This is a genomic window from Paenibacillus sp. J22P59, from assembly GCF_059383895.1.
The window spans coordinates 45261-71275 of sequence record NZ_JBXENX010000010.1 but is presented as its reverse complement, the minus strand read 5'-3'; the positions used below and the strand labels follow the sequence as shown (position 1 = coordinate 71275).

The following is a 26015-nucleotide window of genomic DNA, read 5'->3' as shown; positions in this document are numbered from 1 at the left end:
AAATTCACGTCGACTCTCTTCAGTTTTTCACAGGGTGACTCCTGATTCTCTCAAGAGATCTCTGTGCACCACCTGTTATAATCAAATACCGTGGTTATCCTCTATTCTATGCCAAATGTGCGGGAGGGGGGAGCTATGCGGTGACTGCGTGCGCCGAAGCAATTCCTGTCTAGTCGCGAATCGCAGTGCGGTTCGGTACAGCAGCAGAATGAGAGAGTTACTGGCGCAATATAAATATCGCGGGAATGAGCAGCTTGAGCCGCTCTTCGCGCAGATGCTGGTTCCTGCATTATATGCTTTGTCGCAAAGAGCCTTTATTCTAACGGGCGCTTCCTTTCAAGAGCAGCCGTTCAGGCTGTCTTCCTCCACGGCACTGCCTTTCCAATGGGACGCGATTACTTATGTGCCCATTAGTTATGAGCGAGCGGAGGAGCGGGGGTTTAATCAGGCAGAGCGATTGGCACGAATACTATCACAGCAATTTGGAATTCCTTTGGCTGATCTCCTCACTCGCGAGCGTCACTCCGAGAAGCAAAGCTTTCAAACGCGTTCACAGAGGATGCAGAATACGGTCAATCTTTTTCAAGCTGCCGTAGGAATGCAAGGGAAACTCTCTAAGCTTATTGGGAGCAATAAGCAACCGAATCGCCCTCTACAAGTGCTTCTTGTTGATGATATTTATACGACAGGCAGTACGGTACAAGCATGCGCAAAGGTGCTTCACTTTGCATCCGTTATTCCTCTGGATATTTATTCTTTGACATGGGCTCGCTCGTAATCGGCAAAGTGAGTATAAGATTGATAGTGTCAAATAGATAGTTATCCGTTAAAATAGAGTCAACTACTTATAAGATGAATGGGGGATGAAATAATGAACCTGGATAATTGTCCTCGTTGCGGCAAGCTGTTTGCCAAGAACTTCCGTGAAGTCTGCCCTGCGTGTATTAGGGAAATTGATAAAGAATATGAGACCTGCTCCACATACTTGCGCGAGAATAAAGGCGCGATCATCACTGAGCTGTCTGAGGCGACAGGCGTAACCGTCAGACAGATTACAAAGTTTATTCGCGAGGGGCGGATTTCGCTAATTAATGCTCCGAATATGTCTTATCCTTGTGAGGTATGCGGCACGCTGATTCGAGAAAGCAATATATGTGAAAGCTGCCGGCAACGTTTTGTGAATGAGGCGAATAAGCTGAAGTCGACCTTTGCCAGCAAGCCGAATGAGGGATCTCAATCTAACTCTGCGCATAATGCCTATCGTATAAAAGATCGGTAATAGGCAATGAATTCTAGTATAGTCATCATAACCCTATAAAATATGGACACACAAAAGCCGATAATACTTTTAACGAGTAATCGGCTTGTTTTTATGTAGTTAAGAAGATGAGGTGAATCCATTGAAAATAAACGAACCTGGACGTATTGGAGCATTGAATCATTATCAGAGGCAGAACGAAGCCCGTGCAACCGGTACTGTAAAAAAACAACAAAAGGACGATGTGCAAATTTCCGCGGCAGCGAAGGAAATGCTGTCATCCAGCAAGACAACCAGCGCAGAGCGTGCTCAGCAGATTGAGCAGTTGAAGCAATCTGTTGCAACGGGCTCTTATCATGTGGAAGCAGGCAAGATCGCCGAGAAGCTATTGCCGTATCTGAGCAACAAGAAGCCAGAATAAGGTCAGGTGAAATCGGATGTCCATTGCACAAATTACAGAGACGCTCCAGCATCAGTTAAAGATCTATGAGGTACTGCTGGAGATGGAGAAGAATAAAAAAAACTTAATTATAAAAAATGATATTTTGCAATTGAACGTGTTGACGCAGAAGGAGAAGCTGTTCGTCGCCAAGCTGGAAGAGCTCGAGCATGTTAGGCAGCAGCTTACCTCCCGCTATTTTAGAGATATGGGCTTCAGGATTAGAACGAGCTTATTGTCCGAGATGATTCGTTCGATCAGCAATCATGAGGAGAAGGAACAGCTTCTGCGGCTTCATCAGCAGTTAACGAGCCTTCTCACGGAGTTAAAACAGGTCAATGCATTAAATCAGCAATTAACGAATCAATCGCTGTCTTATCTGGACTTTTCTATCAGCTTAATGGTGGAGGATGATCCGAATGAGGATGTCACTTATCAGCATCCTATGAGGATGCAAGGCAATAGACGGAATGGATTATTCGATAATAGAGCGTAATCAGGAGGCTAGTTCATGAGATCAACCTTTCATTCCTTAGAGACATCGAAGCGGAGCCTAATCACACAGCAGGTTGCTATAGCCACGCTTGGCCACAACATTGCCAATGCTAATACGCCGGGATACACCAGACAGAAAGTAACGATGACGGCTACAAGACCGATGGAAGCGTATGGCATGCAGAAATCAACGGCTCCCGGACAGATTGGTACTGGTGTGGAATATACATCAATCACTCGTATACGTGATGCGTTCCTTGATTCGCAATATCGGGATCAATCCAAGATTGCCGGCAGTACAGAGATTCAGGCTGACACCTTAAGCAAGCTGGAGTCGTTCGTGAATGAACCTTCCAATACGGGGATAAGAACGGTACTGGAGGGCTTCTGGAATGCTTGGTCAGATCTGAGTAAGGACCCAGAGAACGTAACGGCGCGTGAAATTCTGGTAGAAAGAACACAAGCTCTGACGGATACATTCAACGGATTGAACAAGCAGTTGTCTGATCTGGATGCAGATATTAACTCAACCATTGTGACTACGGCAGAAGAAGCGAACTCTTATATGAGTTCAATTGCGGCCTTGAATGACCAGATTAAGAAGATCGAATCGCTTGGGGACAATGCTAATGATTTGCGAGATCAGCGGGATTTACTAACCGACAAGCTGTCCAGACTCGTTAATGTGTCAGTCACCGATTCCAATGATGGCTATACGATCACGATGAATGGAACGAATCTGGTTGAGGGTGGCGGAACGACACCTTTGAACTCTGCGGCTCTGGAAGCAGCATATGCAACAGGCGGCCTGACAGGCGGGAAAGTTCATGGCATGTTCGTTTCCTTAGACAATGTGAAGGAATTCGTAGGCCAATTAGACACACTTGCGAATACGATTGCTAATGGAGATATCGAAATCACCGTCCCAGCAGGATCTGTCTTGCCAGGAACGACTGTTCCTCTAGCAGCTGATCAGAAAATGATCGTGAAAGGTATTAATGGATTGCATCAGCTCGGTTACACACTCGGCAATCCAGCAACTGCTGGTGTGGCTATGTTCACCTCAAACGACCCTTCTGGAAAAATTACCGCTGGAAGTATTCAATTGAATACCGTAATCGCCAATGACTCGAATCAGTTGGCCACCTCACTGAGAACTTCAACGGATGCAGGCGGTGCTACTACGGTTATTAAAGGTAACAATGGATTGGCATTGCTAATGTCACAGTTATCAGATGCCAAATTCACATTCGATGAAACAGCAAATGGCGGCAGTATTAAGACGGCTACCGTGGGTGATTTCTACAGTGCTGTAGTAGGGGCTTTGGGTGTGAAGACGCAATCGGCAGCACGGGAAAATGGAAACGCAGAAGCGCAATTGGCTCAAGTTGATGGCAGCAGAATGTCGGTAAGCGGTGTTTCGTTGGATGAGGAAATGTCCGATATGATCAAATATCAATATGCCTATACGGCAGCTGCCCGGTTCATGACGACGTTTGATGAGATGCTGGACAAGCTGATTAATGGTACGGGTACTGTAGGGCGTTAAGGATTAGATAATGGATCTAGAGGAGGTTAACAGCCATGGCACTTCGAATTACTCAGGGCATGATGCATTCGCAGCTAACTAGGAATATTAACAACAATCTCAAATCGATGGCGGATATTCAGACCCAGGCCTCTTCGGGCCGCAAGCTGAACAAGGCGTCAGATGATCCGGTGGGTATTACCTACTCGCTTCGCTATCGGTCTGAATTGGCTTCCACTGAGCAATATGAGAAAAATGCGGATCAAGGTCTTTCTTGGCTTGATTTTACAGATACCGTAATTGGTCAAGCTGGTGAAATTATGCAGAGGGCGAAGGAGCTAGCTACGCTTGCTTCCAACGGTACGAACCCGCAAGAGGCACTTGATGCGATTAAGAGTGAGATGGATCAGTTAAAGACACAGCTTGTCGATATTGCGAATAGCAAAATGAACGGCAAGTACATTTTTAACGGGGAAAAATTCGATCAAGTTCCTTATGATATAACTGCAGCTGGTTTCGATGCGAAGCAGGTTACAACGGATAATGGTACTGTGAAATATGCCCTTGGTGCGAATGTGACGGTGGGTATTAGCCTTACAGGTAATGAAGTGTTCGGCAATGCGGGAGCAGCAGATAATGTTTTTGCTGTATTTGACCGGCTGAATGCCGCTTTAACCAACCCAGGAAATAATAATGCCGTGGCAAATGAAATTCCAAATTTAGAAAGCAGCTTCGATCGTATGTTGAACTCGCGTGCCGAGGTTGGTGCCAAGGTGAATCGTGTGGAGCTGATGCAGAGCCGCTTGGCTGACTTCAAATTAAGCCTTACCGACATGCAGTCTAAGGTAGAGGATGCAGATCTGGAGCAAGTGCTAATTGATTCGACGACAGCTCAGACGATATACGAGGCTTCGCTCTCTGTTGGTGCGAAGGTGATTAGCAGATCTTTAGTTGATTTCTTGAACTAGATAATGGAATAATAGCAAGTAGGCAAAAAAAGCTATGGAATCGACAACGATACCGTAGCTTTTTTCATCATAACAACAATTGGAGCGTGAGCATGATGCTAATACATACAAGTAGATTTGGGGCGTTAGAATGTCAAGAGGAGCAAAAGATCACATTCCCATCGGGGATTCCTGGATTTAAGCAATATCATAGCTATATGCTCGTAACTGTAGAGGATAGCCCCTTTTTATACCTTCAATCCTTGGAGGAAGGCTCATTAGCTTTTATTCTGGTATCTCCATTTGAGTTTTTCTCAGAATACGAATTTGAGCTTCCTGCCCAGATAAAGATGGAGCTCAGCATTCAGAGCGAGGGTGACTTGCTCGTTTATAATATCGTGAGCATATCAGGAGAACTCACTTCAGCGACTATTAATTTAGCAGCTCCTATTATCATTAATAGAAGTAAGGGCGTTGGTACACAGTTGATATTGTCGGATGGAGGCTATCCCATACATCAGCCGTTATTTGCGGAAGGCTCATCGACAGGAGGCGAATAATAATGCTAGTGCTCACGAGAAAAAAAGGCGAGTCTATTCTTATTGGAGAAGATATTGAGATCAGTATATTAGAAGTAGTGGGAGATAGTGTGAAAATTGGCGTTAAAGCACCTTCTGAAGTAGGTATATTGCGTAAGGAGCTTTATGTCTCAGTAGAAGATACGAATGTACATGCAGAGAAGTCGATTATATCGGCGAAGGAATTAATCAATCAATTTAAACAAATCAAAAAAAAATAAATTTGCTATAAACAATTGGCGGGAGATACCGATAATATAATTAGAGCTGATCAAGGGAAACCGGATTTTGCTTTACCACATGGATGTGGGACTAAATAACCATTTCAGGGAGGAAATAACAATGCGTATTAATCACAACATTACTGCTTTGAACACTCACCGTAACATGGGCCTTAACAACGCTGCTGCTGGTAAAAGTATGGAGAAACTTTCTTCAGGTCTTCGTATTAACCGTGCTGCTGACGATGCTGCAGGTCTTGCTGTATCCGAAAAAATGCGTGGCCAAATCCGTGGTCTAGAGCAAGCTCAAAAGAACGTTCAAGACGGAGTATCCTTCGTACAAACAGCTGAGGGTGCTATGAACGAAGTTAGCTCCATGCTTACTCGTATGAAAGAGCTTCTTGTTCAAAAATCGAACGGTACTTACACAAGCTCTGACAAAGGCAACATTGATCTGGAATTGGGCGAATTGACTTCCCAAATCGACAGCATCTTGGCTGATACTACGTTCAATGGTATCAACATCAGCACAACTGCTGCTGTTAAAATCCAAACGGATGATAGCACGCAAAGCATTAGCATCGATGGTGTAAAAACTTCAGGTATTACTGGTCTTAAATCACTAGTTACATCGACTGCAACGACTACATCTGCTCTGGCAACTGTTGAAAGTGCAATCCAACGTGTTTCGACTGAGCGCGCAACACTTGGTGCTAAACAAAACCGTCTGGAGTACACTTCCAACAACTTGGGAACTACAGTTGAGAACTTGACTGCTTCCGAATCGCGTATCCGTGATACTGATATGGCGAAGGAAATGGTTAACCTTACGAAGAACAACATTCTTCTTCAAGCTTCCCAATCGATGCTTGCACAAGCGAATTCGCAGCCACAAGGCGTATTGTCCCTGCTTCAATAATTTCTTGCAACAAAAAAGTGGCCTTAGATTTTCTAAGGCCACTTTTTTCTGTTTTTGAGAAATTCATTTTATATAAATATGATATATGCAGTAATTTGAACTAACAAAGGTAAGGGTTTAGTCCGATATTAATAGATATAAGAAACTTTGAACGAGGTGGATAAACTAATGATGAATATTTCATCAATTAACACCACGGTGAGTAAAACATCAGAGAGCTTCAGCAGCGGACCCGTTAAAGAAATAGCTAGCACTATTATTCTACCAGATCAGAGAGGGGTAGCAGCAGCTTCGGATGAGTCAAGGCAGTCTATGAAAACAGCCGAGCGTGCTACTCCCTCGAAGCCGAATTCCAATATAATGATTGAACGTTCCGTGCATGAAGCGACCAATCACATTGTTTATAAAGTAAAGGATAAAGTGACAGGGGAAGTGCTGCGAGAGATTCCCGAGGAGAAGCTGCTTGACATGGCAGCAAAGTTTATGGAACTGAATGGTTTGATGATTGACGAGAAAATTTAAAGGAGGATCCAGAAGATGAGAATGACGGGACTAGCATCCGGCTTAGATGTGGATAGCATGGTTAAGGAATTGATGAAGGCCCGAAAGACAACGTATAATAATATGATTAAGAATCGGACCAAGTCAGAATGGCAGCAAGAAGACTACCGTTCTATGAGCTCTAAGATCGTTGATTTTCGGAATAATAAGCTTCAATCTTTCAATATGTCAAAGGTTATGGGAGCTAAATCTTCTCAGATTAGCGGAGATACCAATGCATTGACAATGAATGCAACGAATCCAACAGCAGTGGGAACATTAAATGTGGAGGTTACTAAAGTTGCAACAGCAGCAAATAGTATCTACCAATTCAGCAATAAAGCGGCGGGTGGAGGAGAGAAGACATTAAGTGAACTCGGATTCACTGAGGTCGGAACGACAGGTAATGTTGTTGTTCGAATAAATGATGTCGATATCACAGTTTCCAAGAATGAAACATTAAACGGCTTGGCATCAGCCATTAATGCTAAGAGTAGTGCTGCTAAAGCAACGGCACTGTATGATTTCAATACAGGTAAGTTCTCGATTACCGCTACTAAGACAGGACTTACAGATGGCAATGGCAATGGATTAACGATTAGCAATATTCCTGCGGCTGACCAAGCTGGTAACACGATTACTGTGAACGATAGTAATAAAGGGAGTAATGCTACAGTAATAGTGAATGGGATCAATTATGAGCAATCGAGCAATCGATTTGAAGTAAATGGTTTTGATTTCACAGTTAAGGCAAAGACAGCCACGGGTGGTATCACGACAGTAACTGCTGTACAAGATACAGAAGCCATTGTAAAAACAATTCAATCCTTCGTTACGGAATATAACAGCTTGATCAGTTCAATCAATTCCAAGCTTGGCGAAGCGAAGAATCGGGATTTCAAGCCGCTGCTATCTGAAGAAAAGGCCGAGATGTCGGACAGTGAGGTTGAGCTGTGGGAGAAGAAAGCTAGAAGCGGATCTCTTCGCAACGACAGCACACTAAGCCAATTATTATCAGAACTGCGCACAGCAACTACTGATCTTGTGGCTGGGATTAAGGATTCGAATGGCAATAGCATTTCTATAGGAATAACTACTGCAGGTTATACAGAGAAGGGCAAGCTAATTCTTGATGAAAAGAAGCTTCGCAGTGCATTAGACTCTAATCCCGAAGAAGTCACTAGATTATTCACAGAACCCACGAATGGTGTTTTTGGTAAAATGATTAGTTCGTCAATGACGGCCTTGACGAGTCTTTCTAAGAAGGCAGGTACTTCAACAAGCAGCATGGAAACGACAGGAAGCTTCCTGGAGAATTCCGTATTAAGCAAGAAAATAAGAGATATGAAAACAATGGAATCCCTTACTCTAGATCGTCTTAACAAAATTGAAAAACAATATTATAAGCAATTTTCTGCGATGGAAGCAGCAATCAATAAATTCAACTCGCAATCATCAGCACTGGCTAATCTATCGGGTAGTTAAAAGGAGTGAAAGAGCTTGCTTAATTCACCATATCAAATTTATCAACGTTCCTCTGTCCAAACGGCTACGCCAGGCCAGCTAATCATTATGTTGTACGAAGGTGCCATTCGCTTTACTAAAGCGGCTATAGAAGGTATACAGCAAAGAAATCACGAATTAGCAAATAATAGCTTCAAAAAAGCGCAAGCGGTTATCAATGAACTAATAGCTTCACTTGACCACAGCTATGCTATTTCAAAAGATCTAGTCCGCATTTATGAATATTTGTTGAGACTGCTAATTGAAGCTAACCTTAAGAAAGATATCACGAACGCAAATGAAGTATTAACTCATCTGTCGGAGCTTCGGGATACTTGGAAGCAGGCCATGAAGAGTCCGGTTTCTCCTGTTACAATGGAAGCGAAATGACAGAGATACTTAGAGAAGTGTTTGAGAGAACTGTTGAGCTTGTTGAGCGAATACATGAGACGGATAGTGATGAGTTGACCGAACTAACCGATTTAAGGGATCAGGCTATTCATGAATTAGAGTCTCAGACTGCTATAGCGAGTGAGGATAAGCAAATAATTCGGCAGTTGATGGAATTCGATGATATTATCATAGCTCGTATGAATGATCTGAAAGAAGAGGCAGCTCAAGGGCTTGGTAAAATAAACAGCCAGCGTATGCAAAAACAACGCTACGAAAATACCTATGCGGGTGAAAGTTATTTTATCGACACTAGGAGTAAATAAAGCAGCTTTTATAGGTTGCTGACCGCCATAAATTCGATGGCGGTCTTTCTTATTTTGTGGAAGGTTATTTTCGATATATATAGTAGAAGCATGAGGAGGCTTGATGATGAACCAAAAGAGATCTCATATTGACGATTGGGTCCAAGATATAATTGTTTTCTTACCTAAGCTTATTGCGGCCTCTGAGCATGTCTCAGAGCTGCTATATGAGCCTATGAGTGAAGAAGATTGGCAGCAGTTTGGTGAAGTGGTTGAAGGTATGGATGACTTATATAAGTCTTTATATACAATTAACACGGAGATGGAACAAGGGGAAGGTTTTTATGCCTTGCAACCTTGTATTGCTGAAGCGGTTAGCGGCTTGAGCCAGAAATTCCAAGCGATGAATGCAAGCGTGGATGAAGAAGACTACATCGGTGCAAGTGATTATATGAAATACGAGTTAATTCCATTATTTCAACAGCTAGCTGTTGAAATAGGCGAAGAGCATGAGGTTATGGAACAACGCTATATCGCTAATATGGAGTATCTAAATAAAGCTTTTCCTCATGTATATTCCCAAATCAGTTCGTTGAAGAGAGAATACGATAACTATCAGATTGTGTATACAAGAAAGGGACTTCCTAATCTTTGCATAGTTAATGGGGAGAAACCTGTCTATATGTACAGTCGGTTTGATCCAAGCTATGAAGCGGAGCGTTGGACGGAACAAATAGCTAATAAGGTTGAGAATAAATCCAGTATTATGATGTACGGGTTTGGATTTGGCTATCATGTACATAGTTATATGCAAAAATATTCGGATCACAATGTGCATCTCTATGAACCGGATGTGCAAATATTATTAGCAGCTATGCAAGTATTTTACTTAAAAGAAATGTTTGAGCGATTGCACATCGTGAACTTTGTGGTGGGGACCAGAAAAGAGCATGTTGATCGAGTATTGCATTACTTTATTAGGCATATGAAAGGTGATCCTGAGATTATTGCATTACCTGTCTATGATAAAATGAAGCGAGAAGAAAAAGAACAATTTTGCCAAGAAGCTCAAGTATCTATTATTAACTATGCCAACTACATCAATATGCATGAAATATATGGGATGGAATGGGTAGAAAATAGCATGTTCAACCTGATTAAAAATATAACGACGCCTTCTATTGCAGGCTTGCGGAATAAATTGCAAGGAATGACGGCAGTCATTGTTGGTGCAGGTCCTTCCTTAGCGGCAGATATAGAATACTTGCGGCAGCTCAAGAACCATGCTGTTATTATTGCAGCAGGGTCGACGATTCAATCGTTACTACATTATGGAATTGAACCCGATCTAATTGTGTCCATGGATGGATCAGAAGCGAACTATAAGGTATTCAAGGATATTCAGACGGATCATATCCCCTTCCTATATTCACCTATGATTAAGTATCAGATTATTGAAAACAAAAAAGAAAATTTGTTTCATGTTTTTACGAATGTAGACTCCACGACAGATCACTTTATGGGGCATATGAAGGATGATCCGGTCTTTCAAGCTACTCATTCTGTAACCGGTACAGCCATTCAGGCGGCGATCTATATGGGGTGTGAAGAGATCGTATTTACAGGTCAAGATTTATCTTATCCAAATGAAAATTTATATGCCCCGGGGGCTGTTCATTTCTCATCTGAATTAATAGATTCTATTATTAAAAGCGCAATATTAACCGTAGATAATGTTCTAGGCGGTACGAATAGAACCTCATACGCGATGAAAATAACGTTGGCTGATATTGAAGAGTTAATCAGTAAGTATCCAAACGTGAAAATTGTTAATACAACGCAGATGGGGGCGAAAATAAAACATACGACAGAGGAATCGATGAAAAAGGTTGTGGAGCGTTTGCAGCCACAAAAATATATAGAGGATCAGTTATTGATAAAATTAGTGTCTGAACTGGAGAGGTATAGTGATCAACGTACTAAAAAGGTTTATGAGAGTATCGAACAATTACCCCAAGACATGCTTTTATTAGAAGAAAGAATAAATTGGATTGAACGCAGCATAGGCAAGCTCTCTGAGTTAAGCCGCATAAAGCCAGACAAGTGCCTAAAGATGATGAGGGACATTGACTCGAAGTGGGAGCAGGTCATTAATAGCAGTCCATTTAAGGGGCTATATTGGAAAGTATGCGGTCATGACATCAGTATATTTGAACGTGATTTGCCGGAGTTTCTGAAAGAGCCGAATGTCATTAAGCAAACAGAATTTTATCACAATAGCATGAAGCCGCTTATTAACAATATGAAGCGACATTTTCCAAGCTTAATGGAACTTGTTCATGAAACGGAACAAAGAGTAAAGAATTGTAGGGTGAAATAGGCCTTCGACACAATATGGAATAATATACCGAGTGATACCGCTTAGTTTCTGGCGGTATTTCTTATTTATTAGGGGCAATTATCCGATATATAGAGTATTAGGCTAGGGGGCATGAGAATGGAACAGCAGGAATATGAAAATAATCAACTCATGGATCAAATAAAGATTTTTATGCCGAATTTAATATTAGCCTGTACGCAGGTCAGTGAAATGCTTCATCAGCCGATGACAGAGCAAGCTTGGGAGCAATTTGGCGATGTGGTAGAAGGCATGAATGATTTATACATAACCTTGAATGGTATTCTCGTTGAGATGGAAAGTACGTCTCGATTCAACGTACTACATTCTTTTATTATAGAAGTGCTTACCGGGCTAAGTGACTATTTTCAAAAAATGAATGCTTATATGGATGAGGAAGATTATATAAGCGCAAGTGATTATATTAAGTATAAGCATATCCCGTTATTTGAGAGAGTAGCTATTGTATTGGGCGAGACTAGCGATACGCAAAAACAGCGGTTTTATAGCAATATGATTTTTCTCCAGCTTCATTATCCGAAACTATATGAACAGATGAGCTCTGTTGCTGGAGACCATGAACGTTATCAAGTTATAAATTCCAGAATAGGATTGCCTAATCTATGCATGGTGAAGGAAGACAGCAAACCTGTTTATTTGTATAGTCAGTACGACCCTATGGATGAAGCGAAGCATTGGCTTGGGAAGTTAACTAGCGAGCAACCAAAAGAGGCTGATGTATTATTGTATGGGCTAGGCTTTGGCTATCATGCTCAGTGCTATGCGGAACTTTATCCAGACCATTGTATACATATCTATGAGCCGGACGAACAAATATTTTTTGCAGCAATGAATGAATTGAATATAGCGGATTTATTGACTCGAATGAAGATTAGGAACCTTGTTGTCGGACCAGATAAAGACGAACGAGATAGACTGATATACAAATTCATGAAAAATAAAAGGGAACATTCAGAAATTCTTGTAGTTCCGACCTATATGAGAACGAGGGCTTTGGAAGTACAGGATTTTTTCAATCATGCTGAAATGGCGATTATGAATTATCACAATTCGGTTGATAATTATAATCGGTTCGCTATGGAATGGATGAGAAACAGCATGTATAACATGGGTAAAACTTTAGCGACCCCGTCGATAAAAGGGCTGAAGGATAAGGCGAAAGGGTTAACCGCCATTATTGTCGGAGCAGGTCCTTCGTTAGAAGCGGATATCGGTTATCTTCGTAAGCTTAAAGACCATGCTTTTATTATTGCGGCAGGTTCAACGATTCAGTCCCTGCTCCATTATGGTGTAGAGCCTCATCTGATTGTTTCAATTGATGGGTCAGAAGCTAACTTTAGGGCTTTTGATAAGATAAAGATTTCCACTATTCCGCTATTATTCGCTCCAATGCTTCATTATCGTATTATAGAGAATAGGCCTCGGCATTCCGTTCATGTACATTTGAGTAATGATGCCATTATGAAGTACTTTATGGAACTAACAGAGGAAGATGTTCAATTTCAATCAAGCTTGTCTGTTACAGGGACTGCTATACAAGCTGCCATATTTATGGGTTGTAGACAGATTGTGTTCACTGGCCAAGATTTGTCCTTCCCAAGTGAACATATATATGCAGCGGGAGCACAGCATCTATCCAAATTGGACAACGATTCTATTATTGAGGCTGCTTCATTAAGAGTGGAGAATGTGCAAGGCAGTACGAATCGAACTGATGTAGCGATGAAATTAACGTTATCCGATTTGGAGGATATCATAAAAGGTTATCCTGATGTCGAATTTATTAATTCGACACAGAGGGGAGCCGTTATCAAGCATACAAAGTGGCAGTCGATGGAAGATGTACTTTTAAGGATGCAGGAGATTAGCATAGAGAGTAATTTCTTAGTTAGCGAGATTGCTCAGGCCGCTGCAACGGACCAATTGCGAATTAAGAGTGTACGTACACATCTGGCCGCTTTACCTGAGCAAATGCAACGGATCGAAGCAAGCTTAAGAGAGATTATCCATCATATAGGATGGTTTAAGAAATTCACTAAAAAAGAGTTGGTTCAATATGCTGCTTCTATCCAAGAAATAGATATATTGTGGAAATCTATTGTGAATAGCAGTGCATTCAAGGGTCTTTACTTAAGAGTGTGCAGAAATGAATGGAGTAGTTTCAGTAGCGCAGTCTCAGCAGTTACCAATGAATTAAATAGCAGCCAGAAGGCGCAATTAATTCGGGAATCTATGCAGCCGCTTATTCGAAAAATGATCGAAGTTACACCCGAATTAATGGAGATTGTCAACGAGACAAATCGAAGAGTTGAGATAAACGTAAAAGACATAATGGAATGAGGAAAGATTATGAACAATAAGCGCAAAGTACTCGTCACCGGGGCAGACGGTTTCATCGGCTCCCATCTAACAGAGGAATTAGTACGCCGTGGCTATGATGTACGTGCCTTTACTTTATATAACTCCTTTAACACATGGGGCTGGCTGGATCAATGTGCAGATGAAGTACGAGGGGAGTTCGAGGTGTTTGCTGGGGATATTCGGGATGCTCATGGTGTGAAAGAAGCTATGAAGGGCTGCGATGCTGTTCTTCATTTGGCGGCTCTAATTGCCATACCGTATTCCTATCATTCGCCAGATACCTATGTGGATACCAATATTAAGGGAACACTGAATGTATTGCAGGCAGCTCGGGAATTGAATATTTCCAAAGTCATTCATACATCTACTAGCGAGGTATATGGGACGGCACGTTTTGTCCCGATAACAGAGGAGCATCCTTTGCAAGGACAGTCTCCTTACTCGGCAACAAAAATCGGAGCTGACCAATTAGCGATGTCATTCTATCGTTCCTTCCAGACTCCAGTGGGTATTATTCGACCGTTCAACACCTATGGTCCACGTCAGTCTGCAAGGGCGGTTATACCAACGATTATCACCCAAATTGCAGCAGGACAGAAGCAGATTAAACTGGGTGCTATTCTCCCGACTAGAGATTTTAATTATGTGAGAGATACGGTTTCAGGCTTTATAAGCATGCTGGAATCTCCTAATAGTATCGGTGAAGAAATCAACATCGGTAGCAATTATGAGATTTCGATTGGAGATACTGCTTCGCTTATTAGTGATGTGATGAATCAACCGATTGAAATTGTGAGTGATGAGGTTCGTCTTCGTCCAGAGAATAGTGAAGTTGAGCGCTTATGGGCAGATAATTCCAAAGCAAGACGCTTGTTGAATTGGTCGCCAGAATACGGTGGGCTCGATGGTTTCCGACAAGGTATAGAAGAAACAGTTCAATGGTTTACCAATCCGGAGAATTTGAGTAAATACAAAGCGGATCAATATAATTTATAAGAGTCCCGATGGAGGTATTAAGATGAATAACAAGCAACTACCTTACCAAATCGTGGATGCTCTTAAGCGGGTGCTGCCGGATCAGACAGCTTTCACCCCGTTGCATGAGCCTGTCTTTCGGGGACAGGAGTGGGCATATGTAAAAGAATGTCTAGATACAGGATGGGTGTCTTCCGTAGGCCAGTATGTGGATCGCTTTGAACGTGATCTCGCGGAGTATACGGGTTCACCATATGCAATAGCTGTGGTGAATGGAACGGCGGCGCTGCATGTTAGTCTGCTGATTGCTGGTGTACAAGCAGGTGATGAGGTAATGATCCCCTCACTTACCTTCATAGCAACGGCTAACGCCGTTTCCTATATCGGAGCAGTACCTCATTTTGCAGATGTAGCGAATGATACGCTGGGAATGGATCCTCTTAAGCTGGGAGATTACCTGAATGATATCGTACAAATAAAATCGGATGGAAATGCCTATAACCGCATAACGGGTCGACGAATAGCCGCTGTGGTTCCCATGCATACATTTGGACATCCGGTTGAGTTGGATTATCTTATAGAGGTTTGTGAACGGCATGGTCTTGTCTTAGTGGAGGACGCAGCAGAATCGCTAGGCTCCTCCTATAAAGGAAGACATACTGGAACATACGGGAAATTATCTGCTGTGAGCTTTAACGGCAATAAAATAATTACGACTGGCGGAGGCGGGGCTATATTAACCGCTGATGAGCGTATTGCAAAAAGGGCCAAGCATATAACGACGACTGCTAAGAAGCCTCATCGCTGGTCATTCCATCATGATGAGATTGGCTATAACTATCGAATGCCCAACTTGAATGCAGCTCTAGGTTGTGCCCAGCTTGAGCAGTTGCCTGATATTTTGAATAAAAAGAGAAGGCTTGCTGAACGTTATAATCAAGTTTTCGCAGAAGTAGCAGGCGTGAATTGCTTTAAAGAAAAAAAACATAGCTCAAGCAACTATTGGCTGAATGCCATATTGCTTGATCAACCTGATGAGCAGTTAAGAGATCGTATTCTTGATTTAACGAATGACAAAGCTTTTATGACTCGGCCTATATGGACCCCGATGCATCGGATGGATATGTATAGCGATTGCCCTCGCATGGATCTGAGTGTTACAGAGGAACTAGAGTTCCGTGTTATTAATATTCCAAGTGGATCTACACTTATTAGCTAGTACGCATTAGACAAGACGACCAAGTAGGAGAGGGGATATACCTATGAAGAAAGTATTAGTGATTGCTCCCCATCCAGATGACGAGACTCTAGGATGCGGCGGAGCTTTATTGAAGCATAGAGCCAATGGTGATGAGATCTATTGGTTAATTGTTACGGGAATTAGTGAGAAGCAGGGCTTTTCAGCAGAGAGAGTTGCATCTAGACAGGCAGAGATCGATCAAGTAGCTATTCTTTACGGCTTCAATAAAACCTATCAGTTGAACTGGCCGACAATGGAATTGGATATTATTCCTATGAATCATTTAGTACAAAGCTTCTCGAATGTATTTCAGGAAGTAAGACCTGAAGTGGTCTATCTACCATTTAGAGATGACATTCATTCTGATCATAAATACGTATTTGATGCAGCTGCTGCATGCACCAAGTCATTTAGATATCCGTCAGTCAAACGAGTGCTTGCTTACGAGACTGTATCCGAAACGGAATTTGGAATTAATCCAATGGTTGGGGGATTCAGACCAACTGTATTTATAAATATTGAGCCATATGTAGAAGAGAAATGGACAATCATGCAAATATTTGAATCTGAAATCGGCGAATTCCCGTTTCCTAGAAGCAGAGAAAGCATAGAAGCACTCTATAGATATAGAGGGTCTGCTGCTGGGTATAGGGCTGCGGAAGCGTTTGTGCTGTTAAAGGAGGTCATAGAGTGAGTGTATATATCATTGCCGAAGCAGGTGTTAATCATAATGGTTCGTTAGAGCTGGCGAAGCAGCTCGTTCATATAGCGGCAGAAGCAGGGGCTGATGCTGTTAAATTTCAGACTTTTCAAGCTACAGAGCTTGTTAGCAAGCATGCAAGCAAAGCTGCCTACCAGAAGGAAACAACGGATGCGGCAGAATCCCAATTGGACATGATTCGCAAGCTGGAGTTATCCGTAGAGGATCATGTCGAGTTGTTGCGGGAGTGCGAACGAGCTGGCATTACATTTTTATCTACCCCGTTTGATATGCCAAGTCTGGAGCTTTTAACAAAGCAATTCGGTCTTACCACTCTTAAAATATCTTCTGGCGATATCACTAACTTGCCTTTACTATATCGTGCAGGCAGAAGTGGCGCCAATGTTATTATATCGACAGGAATAACGACACTCGGAGAAATCGAAGAGGCACTTGGTGCGCTAGCATGTGCCTATATAGCACCGGATGAGCAGCCAACGATTCAGTCTTTTAGAATGGCTTATTTCTCAGCTGAAGGACAGGCAGTGCTGCGTGAGAAAGTAAAGATCCTCCACTGTACAACGAATTATCCTGCTGAGTTCCAAGATGTACATCTGAACAAGATGATTACATTGCGTCAAGCTTTTGGACTGGAGACTGGCTATTCGGATCATACGCCTGGAACCGAAATTTCTGTCGCAGCTGTAGCGCTTGGAGCGCAAGTCATTGAGAAGCACTTTACGATAGATAAGCTAATGGAAGGACCCGATCATAAAGCTTCTATGGAACCGGATGAATTAAAAGCTTTGGTCAGTCAAATTCGCCATGTGGAACAAGCACTTGGCATAGCAAGCAAAATCCCTACCGCATCTGAGCTTGTTAATGCTAATCCGGCTCGCAAAAGTGTAGTAGCTGCTAAGGCAATAGCAAAGGGAGAAGTCATCACGGATGCTCATATCACTTTGAAGAGACCGGGCAATGGTGCACCACCTTCAAGCTATTGGGATTTTATCGGCAAAGAGGCTTCGAAAGCTTATGAAATAGACGATTTAATAGAATGATGAATAAGCGAGTCATTATTATTGGCGGAGGTGGGCATGCCAAGGTTTGTATGGACTTATTGCTCCGTCAGAACTATCACATTATTGGTTATACAGAGCTTACCTCTTACGGTACTTTACCAGGTGGAATTCCTTATTTGGGTGATGATTCTATTGTGTATAAATACATGTCCGATGAGATAGCTTTAGTGAACGGAATAGGAATGATCGGCAATAACCGACTAAGACAGCACATCTATGAAAAATTCAGATCTGATCAATATATTTTTGAAACGCTCATTCATGATTCTGCTGTGGTATCAAATTTAGCTGTAATAGAGCAGGGAAGTCAAGTTATGGCTGGCGCCATCATCCAAACAGGAAGTGTCATAGGGGAAAATACGATTATTAATACAAGAGCGATTATCGAGCATGAATGTATCATTGGCAATCACACGCATATTTCCCCGGGAGTTGTTCTTTGCGGTCAAGTTGTTGTCGGAACACAGACACATGTAGGAGCTGGTGCTACTGTTATTCAAAATATAGCAATCGGGAATTCAGTAATTGTTGGAGCCGGTGCGTTGGTTCGCAGACCAGTTGCCAATCAGTCAATCGTGTATGGAGTACCTGCAGAGGAGGCCACGCAATGAAGCATATTGAACAGCTGTTAGTTTCGGAATACTCTTCTATAATGGATGTCTTGGAGATTATTGATAAAGGTACTGTTCAAATTGCACTCGTTATTGACCAGAATAAACGACTGATTGGTACAGTAACGGATGGAGATATCCGTAGAGGGATTTTGCAGGGAATAGACCTGAATGATGCAGTTAGACGGATTATGAATACGAATCCAATTACTTCAAACGTGGAAGAAAGTAACGAAATTATATTTTCTAAAATGAAAAATTTAGGCCTCAAACAAATTCCTGTAGTGGATCTAGATGGCATTATTATAAGACTGGATTTACTTGATGAGATTATTAAACATGATCGCAGCGATAATTGGGTTGTACTGATGGCAGGCGGCTTAGGGACTCGATTAGGCGAATTAACAAGAGACTGTCCCAAGCCATTATTGAAAGTGGGAAGTAAGCCGATTCTTCAAGTTATTTTAGAGAACTTTATTACCAATGGATTTTATCGTTTTATAATTTCGGTCAATTACAAAGCAGAAATGATTATGGAGTATTTTGGGGACGGATCTACGTGGGGAGTGGAAATTCTTTATATTCAGGAAACGAAAAGATTAGGCACTGCGGGTGCACTAAGCTTACTTCCTTTTATGCCGAATAAACCGATTTTAGTTATGAATGGAGATTTACTTACAAAAGTAAACTTTCAGCAATTGCTTGATTTTCATATAGAAACAAGAGCACTAGCGACGATGTGTGTTAGAGAATATGAGTTTCAAGTGCCTTATGGCGTCGTAACAGTGGAGGATCACCGTCTTCAAAGTATTGAGGAAAAGCCTCTTCAGCGGTTTTTTATAAGCGGTGGGATTTATGTAATTGCGCCAGAAGTACTGCAGCATATTCCTGAAAGCACCTTTTTCGATATGCCTTCCTTATTTGAGAAACTTCTCGAATTAAATAAGCCTACGGCAGCCTTCCCGATTCGGGAATATTGGATGGATATTGGGAGAACGGATGACTTTGAGCGTGCCAATATGGAATATGTAGAAGGAATGATATAACAATGATAAATAGTAAGAAGGTATTGGCAATCATTCCGGCTAGAGGAGGATCAAAAGGGGTACCTGGAAAAAACCTTCGTATTCTAGCTGGAAAACCGCTCATTGCATGGACGATAGAGGAAGCTAAAAAGTCCAAATATTTAGACCGATTGATTTTAACCTCAGACGACGAAATGATAATGAATACAGCATTAGAAAGTGGATGCGACATACCGTTCAGACGTCCTGCAGCTCTGGCACAAGATGACACACCAGGTACGGCACCTATTTTGCACGCAATTGAACAAGTGCCAGGATATGATTATGTTGTTGTTCTCCAGCCTACGACGCCTCTTAGAATAGTTGAGGATATCGATAGATGCATTGAATTATGTGAAGCTTCTCAATCTGGAGCAGTTGTTACGGTAACGGAACCTGATAAGAGCCCCTATTGGATGTTTCAGCTTGGTGAAGAAAATAAGCTGCAGCCAATAATGGGCAGTATCGGGGGGATACTTAGACAGGATCTCCCTGCTGCCTATTCGTTGAATGGGGCTGTCTATGTTGCTGCAACTGAGCAATTTACAAGAGATGAGTCATTTTTAACATCAGCTACTATTGGACATATCATGCCTAGAGAAAGATCAATAGATATTGATACGTTAGCTGATTTTCAACTGTGTGAATGGTTAATGTCATCTAATCGTAGTTGAGGAACGATGTTATTCCCCATAGTGAATAGAATATTATACAAATGAAGTTGGTGGCTAACATGAATAAAATAATTAGTCATAGTTTCCCTGGTTTTGATGATAGAAGTGTGGAAGCGGCAATCGAGTCATTAAAAGCAGGTGATTTTTCCGGCCGCCAAAAAAAAGTGGACGCTGAAATCTCCTTGGCTAGGTTTATGGGGAGTAAATTTGGGAAAATTACTAATTCTGGTTTTGCTGCACTTCAATCGGCTCTCATTGCTGCTGGAGTAGGGAGAGGCAAGCAAGTAATCATTCCGACAATAACTTGTCCCTCTGTTTATCAGGCTATTTGTTCACTAGGAGCAGAACCAATCGTTGTTGATGTGGAGGATAGCCTTCCATTGATCAGCCTTCAATCAGCTTTGCAAAAACGATTAGCAAAGAAATCTAAGTCAATTGTTATCATTCCTCATATGTTTGGTTTGTCACAAGATGTTGACTTATTTCATAATCATGGCTTCTTCGTGATTGAGGATATGGCCCAAAGGTTTCTTCCAGCCAAAAACCCCAGAACCGATTTGGCAGTCATGTCCTTCTCTCCGACTAAATTGTTCACGATTGGTTATGGTGGTGCTGTTGTTACTGATCATGAACATTTTAATAGAAAAATTGCTACCTTTTTTGATCCCGACTATGCTGAATTTGCTCATAATCAGGAAATACCTTTTCGTATACATGCCCCAATATCCGATTTTCAATGCGCTATGCTGATTGTACAGTTAGAGCGTTATAAGCAAATCATTAATTATCGTGATCAACTTGTAGAACAATATGATCTACACTTGGGTTATCCAGCCCGTCTTATGCCAGAGGTTCCTTTTCGTTATCAGCTAATTCTTAATCAAGGGTCTGCACCAGATATTGCTCAGCATTTGCGAGAACAGGGAATTGGAGCATGGGCACTTGGTTCACAATTATTGCATAAAGTGTTTCACCTTGAAGGAAGCTTTGATCATGCGGAATGGTGGAACGAACGGGTATTATCACTACCATTACATGAACAATTAACAGTTGACGATATTGCTGCAATAAGTGAAAGGGTACGGAGGTATATATGAGGAAGATTTCGATTCATCAAAGTCAGTATTTACCTTGGCCGCCTTATTTTAGAAAAATAGCTATGTCCGATGTTTTTGTGATTATGGATACTGTGCAATTTCAAAAAAATGGTGTTCAAAACCGAAATCAAATTAGGAATAAAGCAAATGAATTTTGGTTAACCATCCCGGTCTCAGGACAGCTTACAGATACAATAGCAGATAAGAAATTAACATCAGACAAATGGAGAAATAAACATTGGAAATCGATATGTAGTTCTTATAGCTCTTCTCCAAACTGGGGAATCTATGAGGCGGAACTAGAATCATTATATAAACGAGAATATAAAACTTTACATGAAGTCAATGAAGCCTTTTTGTTATTTTTTCTGAAGCAGTTAAATATTGCGACTCAAATTGTTAATTTATCAGATCTTCAAGTCACAGGAACAAAATCAAATCTAGTGTTAGATATCTGCCGCACATTAGATGCGAATATTTATATAAGTGGATTCGGCTCGAAGGGATATTTAGATGAAAGCTCATTTGAAGATATCCATATTAAAATTGACTATTTAGAATCAACCCCTCCTGCTTATCAACAAGTTCATGGAGAGTTTATTGGCGGATTGTCCATGCTGGATATGCTATTGAACACGGAGGAGTCTAAAATAAGCGCGTATTTATTTGAAAGCTGACTATTTTGTAACAACTTTAGGGGGACTTATGAATACAAGACAACGAAATATCAATGTATGGGATAATATTTATAATCGTTCATCCGCTGGCATGACTTATCCCAATGATGTGCTTGTAAGAATTTCTCATCGCTTATTTAGTAGTACAACGCACAATGAACTATTAGAATATGGATTTGGTGGAGGAGCAGATCTTCTACATTTCTGTAGAAAAGGCTTCACTGTTTCTGGTGTCGAGATTAGTCAAAGCGCAATTACTAATTTGGAAAATGTGTTAGAAACATTAGATATGTCCGCAGATCTAAAATTAATATCAGATGGAAGTATTCCTTTTCCAGATGGACATTTTGACGCTGTAGTTGCATGGCAGGTACTTTATTATAATGATTGGGCTGGTTTCAATGCAGCTATGAAAGAAATTAATCGTGTATTAAAACCAGGTGGTATTTTTCTCGGAACGATGGGCGCTATAGGGGATTACTCGCATACTCATAGTAAAGCACTCGGCAATAGCCTGTTTGAATCTACTGTTCCCGGGCAAGAGGGTGCTATTGTAATGATATTAGAAGAAGAGGAATTAACAAAATGCTTCCCAAATGAGAAGCTAAAATTAGGGCAATTCGGTTATAGCTTTGGTGAGTTTCACGGAAAACACTGGGTTGTTAGTTATGTAAAGGGCGGGGAGCAATAATGACTAACAAACGCAAAAAAATTATCGCACTTACAGGAATTCGTTCAGAATATGATCTGTTATATCCTTTACTCGATGGAATAAATCGGCATCCTGATTTTAATTTGGGCATTATTGTTTCGGGTGCTCATTTAACACCTCTTCATAATTATTCTGTTCAACAAATTGAGAAGGATGGATTTCATATCGTTGAACGTATTGAAAATCTGTTATATTCTAACTCATTGCTTGGAAAAGCAAAGTCTTCAGCCATCCTTATGGATGCCCTTTCGCAGGCTTTAATGAGGGAAGCTCCTGACTATTTGTTGATTCTTGGTGATAGAGAAGAATCTATTATTGGTTCATTAACTGCATCTTATATGAATATTCCTGTCATCCATCTTGCGGGTGGCGATAATACCTACCCTGAGGGCGGCAATGTAGATGAACAAGTAAGACATGCAACAACGAAGTTAAGTCATATTCATTTGACCATGAAAGAAGAGCATTCAGATAGAATAACCAAGCTTGGCGAGGAACCTTGGCGAATACATACGGTAGGCAGTGCTGGTATTGACAGATTACGGATGGAACCCCATATGGCAATTGAGGAGTTAGTAGTGGAGTTGGGGGATGGGGCTGCGAAAGATTATATCGTTCTGATCTATCATCCTCTGAGTTCTAATATAGAGAATGCTGCAAAAGAATTGGAGATCTGTTTAAAACAATGTATGCAGACCGGAATGGAGTTATTTGTTGGGGCACCTAATAGCGACCCGGGATCTCAGGATCTTATACAGATATTACAGCAATATTCTAACCATCCCAATGTTCATATGTATCAGAATCTGGGACGCCGTTCTTTTGTAAATATGCTTAGAAATGCCAAATGTTTAGTTGGGAATTCCTCGTTGGCCTTGCATGAGGCTCCCTATCTTAGCTTACCTGCAATTAATGTTGGGGAAAGACAAAGAGGAAGACTTTCAGGAGGAAATGTTCAATTTGTACCTGCGATAGAAGAGGATGTTCAAAATGCACTTACAAAAGCATTATATGACCAAGAATATAGAAAGACTATAGAAAAGGACAGATATGTCTATGGGGACGGTTATACCGTAGAGAAAACACTTGAGATATTAGAATCACTTCCTGATAGAAGTACATTACTGGCAAAAAAAATAACATATTAGTAAGAGTCTTTTACTTACAAGAAAGGAGCTATAGGATGCAACAACGCATAATTGAGGAAACGATTAAAAGGCTGCTACAGTTGAATCAATCCATACAGCAGGACCTGAATCAAAATGAACTCGATCGCGCAAATAAAAAGATCGAGGAATATTCTAGTTACATACAAGACGCATCGCTATACTCCTTGAAAGCTAATTCTTTGGTATTGAGCAATCAATACGAGGAAGCTGTAGAGCAGCTGTTATTGGGATTGGACAGATTCCCCTTTAACTGCGAATTGAATCTCAACTGCGGTATTGTGTACTCGATGATGGGGGACCAATGGAATAGTTTAAAGTATTGTGCTCTTGCTATCAAATACGCGAGTCATGTCGAGCAAAAAGAGTCTGCAAAAGAAGTCTTCGACCAGAATAGTTTGAGCTTGCTTAGTATGGCAGGCGATGAATTCAATACCGTACAGAGTAGAATCAAGCAAATCACTAGAATACTAGAGGAGGGTGATGCTAGAGTATTCCCTCTCGATAAAAATAATGAAAGCCTTATTCGCAAAACAATGAATAAAGGTACCAATGAAGAGGCGCTTGTTAATATGAATGGCACTCTGTTTGCTACTAATATAGATCAGGGTACCCGATACTTATTCAAAACCGAAATATTCAAAGGCGAGCAATTAGAATGCCAGTCAGACCTTGAACTGAAGCTTGAGGCTTCTTCTATTGTTCCTGTATCTTTAATAACTGAAGGAACTAATGCTCATTTTGAATGGAATAGCCGTACGTTTACTTTTAAAACAAATGAGCTCGCATTGAACAAATACCATTATTTGCGATTTAATGAAAAGGGGACTTTGAAAGTCCGATCTGATAAAGATATATTTATCGGAAAGCCAATCCCGATGAAAGACAATGTTAAGAAGCCCACATTGGTATTAAATATTTTTATAGATGGTTTGGCGTATGACTTTTTAGAGAAACAAGGTATGCAAGAAGCAATGCCCAATGTAGCTTCATTTTTTGAGAATGGATTTAGTTCTGCTAATTGTTATGCGAATAGCGAGTGGACTCTGCCAAGCGTTGCAAGCATCACGACTGGTCAATATACGATGAATCATGGATTGTTCCATCCGTATTATAACTGCAGCTTCGATAATGATACGAAATTGATGCAAGAGTATTTCAAAGAAAATGGATATTTCACAGCCCAGATTTGTAATAATTGGCGGGTAACCCCGACATATGGCTATTCTAAAGGCTTTGATCGAATGCTATACAAGAATTTTTTGGGTGGAATGGACTGTCGAGAGGTTATTATGGACGCCGTAGAGCATTTAGAAACCTTCCCTGACAAAAATAATTTTCTATGGATCTGCCTAGAAGACCTTCACCATGTGCCTGATCAAATAGAAGTTAATCTATCTACAGAGACGAAAACGGATATCGCCTTGCGTATGAACAATAATAAAAAAGGTCCAACTACAGTTTTAACGGAGTACGATCCTAGTAAAATTGTAAAGTACGGTTTGGAAATTAAGAGAATAGACAGCTACTTAGGCATGTTATTTGATTATATAAATAAAAAATACAGCCAGGATGAAATTCTTGTTATGTTGTATTCAGATCATGGTCAGTCCTTCCTGGAAGAAGAAGATTATACCCTTCACGTAAGTAGAAGAAGAGTCCCGCTTATGATCACAGGCAGAGGGATCCAAAAAGGGAATTCTAATGAGTTTATGGAGACGGTAGATATTCTACCTTCCCTATTGAAGCTTAGTGGGATAACGGATCGTCAGATCAACGGTATAGATGGACGATTACCGATAGTATTTGGAGGCCATCAGGAACGAAAATATGTCTTTAGTGAATCACTGCATCCCAATCAGACCTATAAAGCGGTTATTACGGATGAACAGCATGAGTACAGATTCGAGACGAAGGAAAATGTACATGTGGATGGATCGGTAAATCTTTTGAATTATCATTCTAAATTAATCAATAGAAAGACCGATATAGATGAAACGAGCATGTATGGAGAAAAGGTTAAGAGGTTTGAAGAAATTGTCTATGAGCATATCAAAAACGATATGAACATGGAACAGCCGTAAGTGCCGTAATAGCCTTTTTAGAAAGGACAC

27 protein-coding genes are annotated in these 26015 nt (G+C 41.2%); all 27 read left to right on the top strand.

Annotated elements, in window-relative coordinates:
- Window positions 1-148 precede the first annotated feature (148 nt).
- Window positions 149-778 (top strand): ComF family protein, encoded by a 630-nt coding sequence (locus tag AC50YO_RS18140; RefSeq protein ID WP_494849374.1) that lies wholly within the window; start codon window positions 149-151, stop codon window positions 776-778.
- Window positions 779-871: 93 nt separating this feature from the next.
- Window positions 872-1279 carry a flagellar protein gene (locus tag AC50YO_RS18135; RefSeq protein WP_494849371.1) on the top strand — a complete coding sequence of 136 codons (408 nt, stop codon included), beginning with the start codon at window positions 872-874 and terminating at the stop codon, window positions 1277-1279.
- Between the two features lie 121 nt (window positions 1280-1400).
- Entirely contained in the window at window positions 1401-1679 is a 279-nt protein-coding gene (gene flgM, locus AC50YO_RS18130) for a flagellar biosynthesis anti-sigma factor FlgM (RefSeq protein WP_494849369.1), read from the top strand.
- A 16-nt stretch (window positions 1680-1695) separates the two neighbouring features.
- Window positions 1696-2193 (top strand): flagellar protein FlgN, encoded by a 498-nt coding sequence (locus tag AC50YO_RS18125; protein WP_494849367.1) that lies wholly within the window; start codon window positions 1696-1698, stop codon window positions 2191-2193.
- 15 nt (window positions 2194-2208) lie between these two features.
- Complete coding sequence (gene flgK / locus AC50YO_RS18120; protein ID WP_494849365.1) at window positions 2209-3741, top strand: flagellar hook-associated protein FlgK; 1533 nt, start codon at window positions 2209-2211, stop codon at window positions 3739-3741.
- Between the two features lie 35 nt (window positions 3742-3776).
- Window positions 3777-4688 (top strand): flagellar hook-associated protein FlgL, encoded by a 912-nt coding sequence (gene flgL / locus AC50YO_RS18115; RefSeq protein WP_494849363.1) that lies wholly within the window; start codon window positions 3777-3779, stop codon window positions 4686-4688.
- Window positions 4689-4780: 92 nt separating this feature from the next.
- Window positions 4781-5227 carry a flagellar assembly protein FliW gene (gene fliW / locus AC50YO_RS18110; RefSeq protein ID WP_494849361.1) on the top strand — a complete coding sequence of 149 codons (447 nt, stop codon included), beginning with the start codon at window positions 4781-4783 and terminating at the stop codon, window positions 5225-5227.
- A 2-nt stretch (window positions 5228-5229) separates the two neighbouring features.
- A complete protein-coding gene (csrA, locus tag AC50YO_RS18105; RefSeq protein ID WP_494849359.1) occupies window positions 5230-5466 on the top strand; it encodes a carbon storage regulator CsrA in 237 nt (78 codons plus the stop codon).
- A gap of 121 nt (window positions 5467-5587) precedes the next feature.
- Window positions 5588-6385 (top strand): flagellin N-terminal helical domain-containing protein, encoded by a 798-nt coding sequence (locus AC50YO_RS18100; protein ID WP_494849357.1) that lies wholly within the window; start codon window positions 5588-5590, stop codon window positions 6383-6385.
- A 168-nt stretch (window positions 6386-6553) separates the two neighbouring features.
- On the top strand, window positions 6554-6907 hold the full coding sequence (locus AC50YO_RS18095) for a flagellar protein FlaG (RefSeq protein WP_494849355.1): 354 nt from the start codon (window positions 6554-6556) through the stop codon (window positions 6905-6907).
- Window positions 6908-6922: 15 nt separating this feature from the next.
- Window positions 6923-8410 (top strand): flagellar filament capping protein FliD, encoded by a 1488-nt coding sequence (fliD, locus tag AC50YO_RS18090; RefSeq protein ID WP_494849354.1) that lies wholly within the window; start codon window positions 6923-6925, stop codon window positions 8408-8410.
- A gap of 15 nt (window positions 8411-8425) precedes the next feature.
- Window positions 8426-8818 carry a flagellar export chaperone FliS gene (gene fliS / locus AC50YO_RS18085; protein ID WP_494849352.1) on the top strand — a complete coding sequence of 131 codons (393 nt, stop codon included), beginning with the start codon at window positions 8426-8428 and terminating at the stop codon, window positions 8816-8818.
- The gene (gene fliT, locus AC50YO_RS18080) at window positions 8815-9144 is read left to right on the top strand and encodes a flagellar protein FliT (RefSeq protein WP_494849351.1); all 330 of its coding nucleotides are present in this window, start codon (window positions 8815-8817) and stop codon (window positions 9142-9144) included. The genes fliS and fliT overlap by 4 nt, the downstream gene beginning before the upstream one ends.
- A 103-nt stretch (window positions 9145-9247) precedes the next feature.
- Complete coding sequence (locus AC50YO_RS18075) at window positions 9248-11503, top strand: motility associated factor glycosyltransferase family protein (RefSeq protein WP_494849349.1); 2256 nt, start codon at window positions 9248-9250, stop codon at window positions 11501-11503.
- A gap of 117 nt (window positions 11504-11620) precedes the next feature.
- Complete coding sequence (locus AC50YO_RS18070) at window positions 11621-13882, top strand: motility associated factor glycosyltransferase family protein (RefSeq protein WP_494849347.1); 2262 nt, start codon at window positions 11621-11623, stop codon at window positions 13880-13882.
- A gap of 9 nt (window positions 13883-13891) precedes the next feature.
- Window positions 13892-14899, top strand: a complete 1008-nt coding sequence (locus tag AC50YO_RS18065; protein ID WP_494849345.1) for an NAD-dependent 4,6-dehydratase LegB — start codon at window positions 13892-13894, stop codon at window positions 14897-14899.
- Window positions 14900-14921: 22 nt separating this feature from the next.
- Window positions 14922-16097, top strand: coding sequence for a LegC family aminotransferase (locus tag AC50YO_RS18060; protein ID WP_494849344.1), 1176 nt, complete (start codon window positions 14922-14924; stop codon window positions 16095-16097).
- 43 nt (window positions 16098-16140) lie between these two features.
- Entirely contained in the window at window positions 16141-16812 is a 672-nt protein-coding gene (locus tag AC50YO_RS18055; RefSeq protein ID WP_494849342.1) for a PIG-L deacetylase family protein, read from the top strand.
- A complete protein-coding gene (neuB, locus tag AC50YO_RS18050; protein ID WP_494849340.1) occupies window positions 16809-17879 on the top strand; it encodes an N-acetylneuraminate synthase in 1071 nt (356 codons plus the stop codon). The genes AC50YO_RS18055 and neuB overlap by 4 nt, the downstream gene beginning before the upstream one ends.
- Window positions 17879-18511, top strand: coding sequence for an acetyltransferase (locus AC50YO_RS18045; protein ID WP_494849338.1), 633 nt, complete (start codon window positions 17879-17881; stop codon window positions 18509-18511). Before neuB ends, AC50YO_RS18045 begins: the two co-directional genes overlap by 1 nt.
- Entirely contained in the window at window positions 18508-19557 is a 1050-nt protein-coding gene (locus tag AC50YO_RS18040) for a nucleotidyltransferase family protein (protein ID WP_494849336.1), read from the top strand. The genes AC50YO_RS18045 and AC50YO_RS18040 overlap by 4 nt, the downstream gene beginning before the upstream one ends.
- A 2-nt stretch (window positions 19558-19559) precedes the next feature.
- Window positions 19560-20249, top strand: a complete 690-nt coding sequence (locus tag AC50YO_RS18035; protein WP_494849334.1) for an acylneuraminate cytidylyltransferase family protein — start codon at window positions 19560-19562, stop codon at window positions 20247-20249.
- 59 nt (window positions 20250-20308) lie between these two features.
- The gene (locus AC50YO_RS18030; RefSeq protein ID WP_494849333.1) at window positions 20309-21346 is read left to right on the top strand and encodes a DegT/DnrJ/EryC1/StrS family aminotransferase; all 1038 of its coding nucleotides are present in this window, start codon (window positions 20309-20311) and stop codon (window positions 21344-21346) included.
- Entirely contained in the window at window positions 21343-22023 is a 681-nt protein-coding gene (locus AC50YO_RS18025; RefSeq protein WP_494849328.1) for a WbqC family protein, read from the top strand. The genes AC50YO_RS18030 and AC50YO_RS18025 overlap by 4 nt, the downstream gene beginning before the upstream one ends.
- Before the next feature lie 28 nt (window positions 22024-22051).
- Complete coding sequence (locus tag AC50YO_RS18020) at window positions 22052-22714, top strand: class I SAM-dependent methyltransferase (RefSeq protein WP_494849325.1); 663 nt, start codon at window positions 22052-22054, stop codon at window positions 22712-22714.
- Window positions 22714-23883, top strand: coding sequence for a UDP-N-acetylglucosamine 2-epimerase (neuC, locus tag AC50YO_RS18015; protein ID WP_494849323.1), 1170 nt, complete (start codon window positions 22714-22716; stop codon window positions 23881-23883). The genes AC50YO_RS18020 and neuC overlap by 1 nt, the downstream gene beginning before the upstream one ends.
- Before the next feature lie 35 nt (window positions 23884-23918).
- Complete coding sequence (locus AC50YO_RS18010; protein WP_494849321.1) at window positions 23919-25985, top strand: sulfatase-like hydrolase/transferase; 2067 nt, start codon at window positions 23919-23921, stop codon at window positions 25983-25985.
- Window positions 25986-26015: the final 30 nt, after the last annotated feature.

What these genes read in the sequence shown, in the direction of transcription:
- AC50YO_RS18135 (WP_494849371.1), top strand. Translation starts at nt 872, where the DNA reads ATGAACCTGGATAATTGTCCTCGTTGCGGCAAGCTGTTTGCCAAGAAC.
- AC50YO_RS18125 (WP_494849367.1), top strand. Translation starts at nt 1,696, where the DNA reads ATGTCCATTGCACAAATTACAGAGACGCTCCAGCATCAGTTAAAGATC.
- flgK (WP_494849365.1), top strand. Translation starts at nt 2,209, where the DNA reads ATGAGATCAACCTTTCATTCCTTAGAGACATCGAAGCGGAGCCTAATC.
- flgL (WP_494849363.1), top strand. Translation starts at nt 3,777, where the DNA reads ATGGCACTTCGAATTACTCAGGGCATGATGCATTCGCAGCTAACTAGG.
- fliW (WP_494849361.1), top strand. Translation starts at nt 4,781, where the DNA reads ATGATGCTAATACATACAAGTAGATTTGGGGCGTTAGAATGTCAAGAG.
- csrA (WP_494849359.1), top strand. Translation starts at nt 5,230, where the DNA reads ATGCTAGTGCTCACGAGAAAAAAAGGCGAGTCTATTCTTATTGGAGAA.
- AC50YO_RS18100 (WP_494849357.1), top strand. Translation starts at nt 5,588, where the DNA reads ATGCGTATTAATCACAACATTACTGCTTTGAACACTCACCGTAACATG.
- AC50YO_RS18095 (WP_494849355.1), top strand. Translation starts at nt 6,554, where the DNA reads ATGATGAATATTTCATCAATTAACACCACGGTGAGTAAAACATCAGAG.
- fliD (WP_494849354.1), top strand. Translation starts at nt 6,923, where the DNA reads ATGAGAATGACGGGACTAGCATCCGGCTTAGATGTGGATAGCATGGTT.
- fliT (WP_494849351.1), top strand. Translation starts at nt 8,815, where the DNA reads ATGACAGAGATACTTAGAGAAGTGTTTGAGAGAACTGTTGAGCTTGTT.
- AC50YO_RS18075 (WP_494849349.1), top strand. Translation starts at nt 9,248, where the DNA reads ATGATGAACCAAAAGAGATCTCATATTGACGATTGGGTCCAAGATATA.
- AC50YO_RS18070 (WP_494849347.1), top strand. Translation starts at nt 11,621, where the DNA reads ATGGAACAGCAGGAATATGAAAATAATCAACTCATGGATCAAATAAAG.
- AC50YO_RS18065 (WP_494849345.1), top strand. Translation starts at nt 13,892, where the DNA reads ATGAACAATAAGCGCAAAGTACTCGTCACCGGGGCAGACGGTTTCATC.
- AC50YO_RS18060 (WP_494849344.1), top strand. Translation starts at nt 14,922, where the DNA reads ATGAATAACAAGCAACTACCTTACCAAATCGTGGATGCTCTTAAGCGG.
- AC50YO_RS18055 (WP_494849342.1), top strand. Translation starts at nt 16,141, where the DNA reads ATGAAGAAAGTATTAGTGATTGCTCCCCATCCAGATGACGAGACTCTA.
- AC50YO_RS18045 (WP_494849338.1), top strand. Translation starts at nt 17,879, where the DNA reads ATGAATAAGCGAGTCATTATTATTGGCGGAGGTGGGCATGCCAAGGTT.
- AC50YO_RS18040 (WP_494849336.1), top strand. Translation starts at nt 18,508, where the DNA reads ATGAAGCATATTGAACAGCTGTTAGTTTCGGAATACTCTTCTATAATG.
- AC50YO_RS18035 (WP_494849334.1), top strand. Translation starts at nt 19,560, where the DNA reads ATGATAAATAGTAAGAAGGTATTGGCAATCATTCCGGCTAGAGGAGGA.
- AC50YO_RS18030 (WP_494849333.1), top strand. Translation starts at nt 20,309, where the DNA reads ATGAATAAAATAATTAGTCATAGTTTCCCTGGTTTTGATGATAGAAGT.
- AC50YO_RS18025 (WP_494849328.1), top strand. Translation starts at nt 21,343, where the DNA reads ATGAGGAAGATTTCGATTCATCAAAGTCAGTATTTACCTTGGCCGCCT.
- AC50YO_RS18020 (WP_494849325.1), top strand. Translation starts at nt 22,052, where the DNA reads ATGAATACAAGACAACGAAATATCAATGTATGGGATAATATTTATAAT.
- neuC (WP_494849323.1), top strand. Translation starts at nt 22,714, where the DNA reads ATGACTAACAAACGCAAAAAAATTATCGCACTTACAGGAATTCGTTCA.
- AC50YO_RS18010 (WP_494849321.1), top strand. Translation starts at nt 23,919, where the DNA reads ATGCAACAACGCATAATTGAGGAAACGATTAAAAGGCTGCTACAGTTG.